Raw genomic sequence first — 10,617 nt, forward strand, 5'->3', positions numbered from 1 at the left:
TCAGTCGCTGGCGGAGGAGCGGCGGCGGCGGCGGCGGGGCTCACCGGAATCGGGCTCGGCGGCGGCTTCGGCCACGGGCTCCGCCTGAACGGCGATGACGGGGATCACGGGGAGCACCGCCGTGGTGCTGGCCACGGCCACGGGAGCGGCCGCGCTCGAACGGCTGCGGCTGCGGCCGCCCCGGGTTGGTGCCGGCGCCGGGGCATCGAGGGAGCGGGTGCTGCGCACTTCGATGCTGGCGTCGGAGAGCACCGGGATCGGGGTGAACTCCTCGAGGGGCGTGATCTCCACGGTGACGGGCAGCGGGGTGGGCGCCGCCACGGGCGCGGCGACCTGGCTGGCGCTGCTGCCGCCCTCCTCCGCATCGGCGCCGTCGCCATGGCCGGAGCGCCCGTTGCCGGGGGCCTCGCCGCTGCCCCCGCGGCCGCGACGGCGACGGCGGGGACCGACGGCGGCCAGCTGCTGGCGCGCCTCCTCGAGCACGGCCTCGGCGTCATCGCCGGGGCGCACCACCCGCACCACAAGGTTGTCGCTGCTGGGCTGGGGTTCAAGCAGCAGGGCGGGGTTGAGGCCGAGCCAGCCGTAGACCAGTTCCTGGTCGGCATCCATGGGCACCGCCACCAGCTCGGGCTCAGGCCGGCGGCTGGCGGGCTCACCGGGAGCGGGCACCGTGGCGGCTTCGAGGGAGGTGGTGGTGAGCACCGGCACGGTGACGAACTCCTGGGGCAGAGCCGTTTCCACCAGCTCGCCGCCGCTGCGGCCACCGCGCCCGCCGCGGCGGCGACGGCCGCCGGAGGCCTCGGCGCCGGAGGGGCTGAGCACCTCGGCCCGGGCCGAGGCGGCGGAGCGCACCAGACCGCCGAGGTTGGCGAGGGGCTGCAGCGAGTCCTTGCCGGGAAGCACGGCCACGTGGCCGAGGCCACCGCAGCTGGGGCAGGCGCGGCCGAACAGTTCGTAGATGTTCTGGCCCTGGCGCTTGCGGGTCAGCTCCACCAGGCCCAGTTCGGTGAGCTGGGCGATCTGGGGCCGGGCGGAATCGTGGCGCACGGCCTCGGTGAAGTGCTCCAGCAGCTGCAGCTGGTCACGGCGCGACTCCATATCGATGAAGTCGATCACCACCACGCCGCCGATGTTGCGCAGCTTGAGCTGGCGGGCGATCTCGATGGCCGCCTCGCAGTTGGTCCACAGCACCGTCTCGCGGGCGTTGGCGGAGCGGGTGAAGGAGCCCGAGTTCACGTCGATCACCGTGAGCGCCTCGGTGGGCTCGATGATCACGTAGCCGCCGGAGGGCAGATCCACCCGGGGCTTGAGGGCATCGCGGATCGCCGCGTTCACCTTGAAGTGCTCGAGGATCTCGGCGGGCTCGCCGTGGGCCTCCACCAGCACGTTGGCGTGGTCGGCGCCGAGGAAGGCATTGGCCCGGGCCACCGCCTCGGGGGTGTCGACGACGACCCGCACGACATCGGGGCTGTAGAGGTCGCGCAGCACGCGATGGATGAAGTCCTCGTCGCGGTTGAGCAGCACCGGCGGGCTGGCGCTCTCGGCGGCGGTCTGGATCGCCTCCCACTGGCGCAGCAGGGCCTCGAGATCGTCGATCAGCAGCTCCTCGCTGACGCCGTCGGCCTCGGTGCGGATCAGCAGGCCGGCGCCGGGGGGCTTGATCAGCACGCCCAGGGCCCGCAGCCGGTTGCGCTCGCCCTCGGCGGCGATGCGGCGCGAGATGTTGACGCCCTGGCCGTGGGGCTGGAGCACCAGGAAGCGGCCGGGCAGGGTGAGGTTGCCGGTGAGGCGGGGGCCCTTGGTGCCGGTGGGCTCCTTCATCACCTGCACCAGCACCTTCTGGCGCGGCTCCAGCAGCTCGGTGATGCCGACGGTGCCCTTCTTCAGGCGCAGGGGGCCCAGGTCGGTGACGTGGATGAAGCCGTTCTTCTCCCCTTCGCCGATATTGACAAACGCGGCATCAATACCGGGAAGCACATTCTCAACGGTGCCGAGGTAGACGTCACCGATCTGGTAACGCCCCTGGGCCACCACCAGTTCATCAACACGGTCGTCGTGGAGAACCGCGGCGATGCGCAGCTGCTCGGCGATGACGATCTGCTGGGGCATGGATATCGGGGGGATGGCTCAGGTGAGCCGGACCTGGAACGGAAGGAGGCACCCCAGCCCAAGACCCCTCAGCGGCCGCCACGCCTTACCACCGCCATCGGCGGCTGCGGCAAGGGCACTGGGGGACGGGAGGTCGGGAAGGCTCAGGGCGACAACCACGGGGGTGACAGCCGCACAACGGCGGTGCCAGGGGGGTCGGACAGGGACCGCCGCGGCGCCGGATCAAAGGATGGGGCGGGAGGGCCACACGGGGTGTGGGCTCCTCGCAGCCGCGGCCGTTCGAACGGGCCTAGTCGGCGAAAGGTTGCAAGTTCCGGTATTGGATGGAACCCGTCTGAACGGCGCCGCAGGCAGCGGCTTTCAGGAAGAGTGGTTCGTGAAAGCTGCCGCGGCGATGTCCCAATCAGCTGTGAACTGGCTGATGGATCTACCGTCGTGGTGAAACCGTAGCACGTGCCACTGTCAGGGCTGGGCGGCACTCAGCAGCTGTAGGGATTCGCGGCGCAGGCCCACGAGCTCCAGCTCCAGCCCCAGCTGTTGGGCGAACCAGTGCTGCAGCTGCTCCGGCCGCAGACTGCGGCCCGCCGGATCGATCACGGCGCCATAGCGCAGGGTCACCGCCCCGGCGCCCAGGGCCGGCGCGGGCTCCAGCTCCAGGCTCTGCAGGAAGGGCCGGCAGTCCCGCTGGCGGGGGCGGCCCTTCTTGTCGGTGTCCTCCCAGATCCAGTTCTCGGCCGCCAGCAGGGCCGCGGCGGCGGCCTGCCAGCGCTCGGGGCTCACCGGTGCGGCGGCCGGCAGGGGGCGCAGCACCAGGCTCCAGCGGGCCGCCGCCAGCTCCTGCGACAGGCTCGGCCCGGCCACCGGCACCTCGTTCACCTCCAGCAGGGCGAACTCCGCCGGCATCTGGGCCTGCAGCCGCTGCTGCACCCAGGCGGGGTCCTGCCATTCCGCCATCTCCACATCCATCCACTCGCCATCGGCCTCGGCCCCGAGGGGCAGGGCCAGGGCGAACTGCACCCGTGGCAGGGGGTGGAAGCCGCCGGTGAAGCTCACCGGCACGCCGCTGCGGCGCAGGGCCCGCTCCAGCAGCCGCACCAGATCCAGGTGGCTGAGCAGCGCCAGGGAGCCGGTCTTGGCGAAGCGGAAGCGCAGCCGCTGCACCCGCTCGCTGGCCGGTGCCCGCTGGGGCTGCTGCACGGGGATCGGCGGCGGCGGGATCACCACGTTGTGGCCCAGCTCGGGGCCGCACACGCCGCAGCTGCTGCAGCCCTCGAAGGAGCAGTCGGGCACCACCGCGGCGGCCAGGGCCCGCTGCAGGTCGTCGGCCAGCCAGCCCTTGTCGATGCCGGAATCGATGTGATCCCAGGGCAGGGGCTGGGCGCAGAAGGCCGCCAGATCGCCGGCCTCCATGCCCTCGGCGGCGCTCCACGCCCCCAGCTCCAGGGCGCGGTAGCGGCCGCCCAGGCCGGCGGCCTCAATGGCCTCGGTCCAGGCGCTGTAGGTGCGGTCGGCCGCCTCGAACCAGGCATCGAGGCCGGCACCGGCCCTCCAGGCCGCCTCGATCACCGGCGCCAGGCGCCGATCGCCGCGGCCCACGAAGTCCTCCATGGCCGAGAGGCGCACGTCGGTGTAGTTGGTCTTGAGGCCGCGCAGGGGGCGCAGGGCGTCGCGCAACAACTGCTGGCGCCGCTGGAATTCCGCCGTGCTCACGCTGTGCCACTGGAAGGGCGTGTGGGGCTTGGGCGTGAAGTTGCTGATGGTGAGGTTCAGCTCCAGGCGGCCCAGGTCGGTGCAGTTGCGCTGGAGCTGGCGGCAGGTTTCGGCGATGCCCAGCACATCGGCATCGGTTTCCCCCGGCAGGCCGATCATGAAATAGAGCTTGATCTTGCGGTAACCGCTCTGCATCGCCGTGCGGATGCCCCGCAGCAGCTCGGCGTCGGTGAGGCCCTTGTTGACGATGTCGCGCAGGCGCTGGGTGCCGGCCTCCGGCGCGAAGGTGAGGCCCGCCTTACGGGTGCCCCCGAGGATGTGGGCGATGTTCTCGTCGAAGCGATCCACCCGCTGGCTGGGCAGGGTGAGGGTCACGTTCTTCTCAGCCAGACGGTTGCGCAGCTCCACCCCCACCGCCGGCAGGGCCAGGTAGTCGGAGCAGCTCAGCGAGAGCAGCGAGAAATCGGAGTAGCCGGTGCGCTCCATGCCAGTTTCGATCGCCTCGATCACCGCCTCCGGCTCCACGTCGCGGGCCGGGCGGGTGAGCATGCCCGGCTGGCAGAAGCGGCAGCCGCGGGTGCAGCCGCGGCGGATCTCCACGGTGAGCCGGTCGTGCACCGTCTCGATGTGGGGCACCAGGCCCATGGCGTAGTGGGGCATGGGCGTGGCGGTGCGCCGCAGCACCCGCTCCGGGATGCCGGGAACAAGGGGCACCTGGGTGACGCCATCGGCCCCGGGGCCATAGAGCGCCGGCACGTACACCCCCGGCACCTGGGCCAGGTCGATCAGCAGCTGGCGCCGGGTGAGCCCCGCCGCCTTGGCCTCGGCCACCACCAGGCCGATCTCGGGCAGCACCTCCTCACCATCGCCCAGCACCACGAAGTCGAAGAAGGCCGCGAAGGGCTCGGGGTTGCTGGTGGCGGTGGGGCCGCCGGCAAAGATCAGGGGCGGGGCCGCCGGGTGGGCCAGGGGGAGATCGCCCCGATCCGCCGCGCGGATGGGGATCTGGGCCAGCTCCAGCATCGAGAGGATGTTGGTGGCCCCGAGCTCGTAGCTGAGGGAGAAGCCGAGGATGTCGAACGCCGGCAGGGGCCGGCGGCTCTCCACGGCGAACAGGGACTCACCGCGCTCCCGCAGCCGCGCCGCCAGATCGGGCCCGGGCAGGTAGCTGCGGTCGCACAGCTGCCCCGGCACGGCATTGAGGATTGAATAGAGAATGATGTGGCCGGTGTTGCTGGAGCCCACCTCGTAGATCTCGGGGTAGGTGAGGGCCCAGCGCACGCCGGCGGCACCCCAGGCCTGATCCCAGTCACGCGGCTGCACCCCCAGCTCATTGCCCAGGTAGCGGCCCGGCTTGGCGATGCTGCGGTCCACCAGGGCCGCGAAGTCCACCGGGGCATCGGCCGGTGCAAAAGCGGCGGGGGCAACGGGCACGGCGGCACGCAGGCGGGCGTTGGCTTGATCGTATGCAGGCCCGGCCGGCGCCATAGGACAATCCGGCGATCGCAACCCCATCCCGCGCGCGGCGCCCGTCTTCCATGGCCCAGGTCAACGGCAACTACCTCAAGCTCAAGGCGGGCTACCTGTTTCCCGAGATCGCCCGGCGCGTGAAGGCCTTCAGCGAGGCCAACCCCTCGGCTCCGATCATCCGCCTGGGCATCGGCGATGTGACCGAGCCGCTGCCGGAGGCCTGCCGCACCGCCATGAAGGCCGCCATTGATGAGATGGGCACCCGCGAGGGCTTCCACGGCTACGGCCCCGAGCAGGGCTACCTGTGGCTGCGGGAGGCGATCGCCCAGCACGACTTCCAGGCCCGCGGCTGCGACATCTCCGCCGAGGAGATCTTCGTGTCCGACGGCTCGAAGTGCGACAGCGCCAACATCCTCGACATCCTCGGCGAGGGCAACCGCATCGCCGTGACCGACCCGGTGTATCCGGTGTATGTGGACAGCAACGTGATGGCGGGCCGCACCGGCGACGCCGATGACGCCGGCCAGTACGGCGGCCTCACCTACCTGCCGATCAACGCCGAGAACGGCTTCACCGCCCAGATCCCGACCGAAAAGGTGGATCTGATCTACCTGTGCTTCCCCAACAACCCCACCGGCGCCGTCGCCACCAAGGAGCAGCTCAAGGCCTGGGTGGATTACGCCCGCGCCAACGGCGCCCTGATCCTGTTCGACGCCGCCTATGAGGCCTTCATCCAGGATCCGAGCCTGCCCCACTCCATCTATGAGATCGAGGGGGCGCGGGAGTGCGCGATCGAATTCCGCTCCTTCTCCAAGAACGCCGGCTTCACCGGCACCCGCTGCGCCCTCACCGTGGTGCCCCGGGGCCTGAAGGGCACCGCCGCCAATGGGGAAGCGGTGGAGCTGTGGGGCCTGTGGAACCGCCGCCAGTGCACCAAGTTCAACGGCGTGAGCTACATCGTGCAGCGCGGTGCGGAGGCCGTGTATTCGCCCGAGGGCCAGGCCCAGGTGAAGGCGCTGATCGCCTTCTACATGGAGAACGCCGCGATCATCCGCCGCGAGCTGAGCGCCGCCGGCCTGGCGGTGTATGGCGGCGAGCAGGCCCCCTACGTGTGGATCAAGACCCCCGCCGGCGTGGATTCCTGGGGCTTCTTCGACCTGCTGCTGAGCCAGGCGAACGTGGTGGGCACCCCCGGCAGCGGCTTCGGTGCCGCCGGCGAGGGCTACTTCCGTCTCTCGGCCTTCAACAGCCGCGAGAACGTGCTGGAGGCGATGGGGCGGATTCAACGCGCCCTGAGCGCCCCTGCGGCTGTCGCTTGAACGGCTGCCTACAGTTTCCACTCGTCATGTCTGAGCTGGCCATGATGACCACGCTGCCCGCCGCCTCCCAGTCGCCCGCCGGCACCCCCGGCGGCGCCGCCGTGATGGAGAAGGCACCGGAGCGGGTGCGCAAGCACTCGCCCCGCTACAAGGTGCTGCTGCACAACGACCCGGTCAACACCATGGAATACGTGGTGGCGACCCTGCGCCAGGTGGTGCCGCTCCTCAGCGAGCAGGACGCCATCGCCGTGATGCTCGAGACCCACAACACCGGCGTGGGCCTGGTGATCGTGTGCGACATCGAACCGGCGGAGTTCTACAGCGAGAGCCTCAAGGCCAAGGGCCTCACCAGCACGATCGAGCCTGAGAGCTGATGAAAGGAGCTGGTGGCCCCAGGCTCCACTGGTGGGGCACCCTCCTCTACGTGCCGGTGCTGTACGGGCTGGGCTGGCTGAGCGCCCGCCCCCTCAGCCTGCTGTTCCCCGCCTGGCGGCCCGACCAGCTGGATCTGGCGGGGGCGGTGATCGCGCTGCTGCTGCTGCTGGCCACGCTGCCCTGGCGCCTGCGGCGGGCCTGGGGCAGCTCCGCCCCCTGGCAGACCCTTGGCGTGGCGGTGACGCCCATCGCCGGTGTGCGGGCCTTCGTCCGGGGCCTGCTCAAGGCGGTGCTGCTGCTGGCGGGCGTCTGCGCCGTGCTGCTGCTGAGCGGCCAGGCCCGCTGGGGGGGCAGCCTCACCGCCGCCGAGGGCCTGAATGCCCTGGCGCTGCTGCTGGGGGTGGGCTTCGCCGAAGAGCTGCTGTTCCGCGGCTGGCTCTGGGGCGAACTGGACCTTCAGGCCGGACGCCAGCGGGCCATCGGCCTGCAGGCCGCGGTGTTTGCGCTGGTGCACCCCTGGAGCCGGCTGCCGGCACCGGAGGCCCTGGCGCTGCTCGGCGGCCTGGTGCTGCTGGGGCTGGCTCTGGCGCTGCAGCGCCGCGCCGATGGCGGTGCGCTGTGGGGAGCCGTGGGCCTGCACGGCGGCCTGGTGGGCGGCTGGTTCGCCCTGCTGGCCGGGCCGCTGCAGATCGCGTCGGGGGCACCCGCCTGGCTGGTGGGCGCCGGCAGCCCCAGCCCGAACCCGATCGGCGGTCTGCTGGGCTGGCTCGGACTGGGAGCTCTGCTGTGGGTGCGGCGCCGCTGGTGGTGACGCGGACGCGGCTTGCGGCAGAACCGCAGTGTCAGCGCACCGCCGAGGCCAGGGCCCGGCGGCCCTCCAACGGCGCATGCAGGGCCTGCTCCAGGGGCGCCATGCCGTAGTCGCGCTCCAGCAGGTCCATCACGGTGCGGCCGAAGTCGGCGGGGTTGGTCTCGAACGCCTCCAGGCAGATCCGGCCGAAGGTGCTGCCCATGGGCTCCGGGTTCCAGAGCAGCTGCCGGGCGGTCCAGGGCATCATGCTCATCGGGTTGTAGCCAGGCTGGATCAGGCCCTGGTCGAAGCCGTACTGCTCCAGGTGGGTGTGGGGCTGCAGGCCGATGAAGAAGATCGCCGGCTCCACCTTGTCGGCTCCGAAGATCCGCTCCAGCTCGCGGTGGTAGGCGATGGTCTGACGGATCGTCTCGGGGCGCTCGTCGATCACATTGAACGAGTAGTTCACCGACACGTGCTCGCGGAAGCCGGCCCGGGCCAGCAGGCGGCAGTTCTCCAGCACGGTGCGCAGGTTGTAGCCCATGCGCATCTTGCGCACGAGCTCCTGGGAGCCGGAGGTGATGCCGATCTCGAAGTAGTCCATGCCGGTGGCCACCATCAGCTCGGCCAGTTCGGCATCGAGGTTGTCGGCGCGGATGTAGGCGGCCCAGCGGATGTCGGTCCAGCCCTCGGCCTGGATCGCCCGCAGCAGCTCCTTGGCGTCCTCGATGTAGCGGCGGGCGGGGATGAACTGGGCATCGGTGAACCAGAAGCCGCGCACGCCCTTGGCATAGAGCTGGCGCATCTCGGCGATCACCTCCTCCACCGGGTTCACCCGCACCGCCTTGCCCTCCACCACGGTGTAAACGCAGTAGCAGCAGTTGTGGGGGCAGCCGCGCTTGGTCTGCACGCCCACGTAGAAGTCGCCCCCCTCCAGATACCAGTCGAGCTGGGGCCAGATCTCGGCGATGTAGGCGTAGTTGCAGGCGGTCTTCTCCATGCCCGCCGGCTGCTCGTGGATCAGCCCCGGCCGGGGTTCCTCGCCCGCCACAAAGCAGCGCTCGCCAGCCAACGACTCGCCGCGGATCAGCTTCTCCAGCAGCGGCTCCCCCTCCCCCACCGACACCACCGTGCCCTTGGGCAGCTGGCGCCCGAGCTGTTCGTAGAACACGCTCACCGCACCGCCACCCAGCACCGCGGTGGCCTGGGGCTGGAAGCGCCGCGCCCGCCGCAGACCCCGCCGCACCAGGCGCAGGTTGCGCCACAGCTCGCCGTAGAACGACGCCATCAGCCCCAGGCCGCCGAGGGCGCCGCGCAGGCGCTTGAGCGGATTGGCTGCATAGAACACCTCAAAGGAGTTCTGCAGCGGGTTGCCGCCGCGCCCGTCCACCGGCGCGTAGATCTGGATGTCGCGCCAGGAGAACACCAGCAGCGTGGGCCGGAACTGCTCCACGGTGCGCAGCAGCACCCGCTCCACATCGAGCACCGGCAGGGCCGCCAGATCGAGGATCCGCTGCGGAATCGCCGGGAACTGCTTGTGGATGTGATCGGCCAGGTAGACGGGGCCGATCGGAAAGATGGGATTGCAGGGGAGACGCACCAGCAGCACCCGCTGGTCCGCCGGGGCGGGTTGGCTCACGCGGAAGCGCCTGTCGCAGGCTGGGACGCTAACAAGCAGGTCCGATCGGCGGCGCCCTCAGGCCGGTGCGGAAAGCCGGGCCGCCAGCGGAGCGAGGCGCCGCGCCAGGGCGGGCGGCAGCCAGGGCCACCAGCCCCGATGCACACACAGCCGCGGCGTGAGCTGCCAGCCGGCCTCGGCCAGCACGGCCGCCAGCGCCTGCGGACTGGGCTGGGGGTAGGCCGGATTGATCACATCGCCCACGTCGATGCCCCCCAGGTCGTCGATGCCGGCGGCGATGGCGGCGGGCAGGGCCGCCAGGGGCCAGAGGTTGGGGGGCGTCTGCAGGTGCACCTCCGGCGGCAGGATCGCGCGGGCAGCGTGGATCAGCTCCAGCAGGTCGGCCTGCTCCGGGGGGCTCAGCGGCGTGGCCTGGGCGCCATCGGGCCGCCAGGGCTGCAGGATCACCTCCTGAATGTGGCCCCAACGGCGCTGCAGGGCCGCCAGCCACTCCAGGGCCTCCAGCCGCTCGGCGCGCCGCTCCCCCACCCCCAGCAGCAGACCGGTGGTGAAGGGGATGCCGAGGCGGCCCGCCTGCTCCAGCTGGCCGAGCCGCACGGCCAGGCGCTTGCTGGGGGCGTGGGCATGCAGGGCGTCGTAGGCGGGGCCGAAGCCCTCGAGCATCAGGCCCAGGGAGGGATTGAGCCGGCCCAGGGCCGCCATCTCCCGCAGCGAGAGCGGGCCCGCATTGGTGTGGGGCAGCCGGCCGCAGCCCAGCGCCAGGCGGCTCAGGGCCAGCAGGCGGGCGAACCAGGCCGCCCGTTCCTGAGAGGCCGGATGCGCCTCGCCACTCAGCAGCAGCACCTCCAGGGCCTGCGGCCGGGCGGCGATCCGGGCCTCGGCGCCCCCGGGATCGAGCACCTGCTCCTGGCCGGGAATCCGCCGGAAACTGCAGTAGCCGCAGGCGTTGAAGCAGCCGTTGGTGGGCACCAGCGTGAGGCTCGGACTCCAGGTGACCCGGCGGCCGAAGGGCCGGGGCACAGCGACGGCTGGCCTCATGGAGCGCAGACCAGGGACATCCCCCTTCACAGAACGCGCAATCTTCCGTTACAGTGCGGCAGGTGGTTGATCCACGCCCCTCGGGGCCGGTTCACCGCCCTACTTACCGCCCCTGGCCTTCGGGTCTGGTGCATTCCCACCCGTTCTCATGACCACCACTCTCCAGC

At 71.3% G+C, this 10,617-nt stretch carries 7 protein-coding genes; 3 read left to right on the forward strand and 4 right to left on the reverse strand.

Translation table 11 applies throughout. The annotated features are described in order from the left end of the window. Positions 1-2,109 carry an Rne/Rng family ribonuclease gene (locus tag ACLV7J_RS14355; RefSeq protein WP_411869744.1) on the reverse strand — a complete coding sequence of 703 codons (2,109 nt, stop codon included), beginning with the start codon at positions 2,107-2,109 and terminating at the stop codon, positions 1-3. A 462-nt stretch (positions 2,110-2,571) separates the two neighbouring features. After that, entirely contained in the window at positions 2,572-5,307 is a 2,736-nt protein-coding gene (locus tag ACLV7J_RS14360; protein WP_411869745.1) for a TIGR03960 family B12-binding radical SAM protein, read from the reverse strand. A gap of 50 nt (positions 5,308-5,357) precedes the next feature. On the opposite strand from ACLV7J_RS14360, the gene ACLV7J_RS14365 reads away from it, so the two are divergent. From ACLV7J_RS14365 to ACLV7J_RS14375, 3 genes are read left to right on the forward strand one after another with little or no spacing between them, the layout of a single operon-like run. Next, positions 5,358-6,608, forward strand: coding sequence for an LL-diaminopimelate aminotransferase (locus ACLV7J_RS14365; RefSeq protein WP_411869746.1), 1,251 nt, complete (start codon positions 5,358-5,360; stop codon positions 6,606-6,608). A 26-nt stretch (positions 6,609-6,634) separates the two neighbouring features. After that, entirely contained in the window at positions 6,635-6,982 is a 348-nt protein-coding gene (gene clpS, locus ACLV7J_RS14370) for an ATP-dependent Clp protease adapter ClpS (RefSeq protein WP_411869747.1), read from the forward strand. Continuing rightward, on the forward strand, positions 6,982-7,794 hold the full coding sequence (locus ACLV7J_RS14375) for a type II CAAX prenyl endopeptidase Rce1 family protein (RefSeq protein WP_411869748.1): 813 nt from the start codon (positions 6,982-6,984) through the stop codon (positions 7,792-7,794). The genes clpS and ACLV7J_RS14375 overlap by 1 nt, the downstream gene beginning before the upstream one ends. A 31-nt stretch (positions 7,795-7,825) precedes the next feature. Here the strand turns inward: ACLV7J_RS14375 and ACLV7J_RS14380 are convergent, their stop codons facing one another. Both ACLV7J_RS14380 and cofG read right to left on the reverse strand, forming a co-directional pair. Further along, positions 7,826-9,412 (reverse strand): photosystem II high light acclimation radical SAM protein, encoded by a 1,587-nt coding sequence (locus ACLV7J_RS14380; protein WP_411869749.1) that lies wholly within the window; start codon positions 9,410-9,412, stop codon positions 7,826-7,828. Between the two features lie 57 nt (positions 9,413-9,469). Further along, on the reverse strand, positions 9,470-10,450 hold the full coding sequence (gene cofG / locus ACLV7J_RS14385) for a 7,8-didemethyl-8-hydroxy-5-deazariboflavin synthase subunit CofG (protein WP_411869750.1): 981 nt from the start codon (positions 10,448-10,450) through the stop codon (positions 9,470-9,472). Positions 10,451-10,617: the final 167 nt, after the last annotated feature.

Origin of the sequence: Vulcanococcus limneticus LL (genome assembly GCF_943369875.1) — a bacterium.
Taxonomy (GTDB): Bacteria; Cyanobacteriota; Cyanobacteriia; order PCC-6307; family Cyanobiaceae; genus Vulcanococcus; species Vulcanococcus limneticus_A.

Bases quoted from the DNA above. Each gene is read 5' to 3' on its own strand.
- ACLV7J_RS14355 (WP_411869744.1), bottom strand. From the start codon at position 2,109: ATGCCCCAGCAGATCGTCATCGCCGAGCAGCTGCGCATCGCCGCGGTT.
- ACLV7J_RS14360 (WP_411869745.1), bottom strand. From the start codon at position 5,307: ATGGCGCCGGCCGGGCCTGCATACGATCAAGCCAACGCCCGCCTGCGT.
- ACLV7J_RS14365 (WP_411869746.1), top strand. From the start codon at position 5,358: ATGGCCCAGGTCAACGGCAACTACCTCAAGCTCAAGGCGGGCTACCTG.
- clpS (WP_411869747.1), top strand. From the start codon at position 6,635: ATGTCTGAGCTGGCCATGATGACCACGCTGCCCGCCGCCTCCCAGTCG.
- ACLV7J_RS14375 (WP_411869748.1), top strand. From the start codon at position 6,982: ATGAAAGGAGCTGGTGGCCCCAGGCTCCACTGGTGGGGCACCCTCCTC.
- cofG (WP_411869750.1), bottom strand. From the start codon at position 10,450: ATGAGGCCAGCCGTCGCTGTGCCCCGGCCCTTCGGCCGCCGGGTCACC.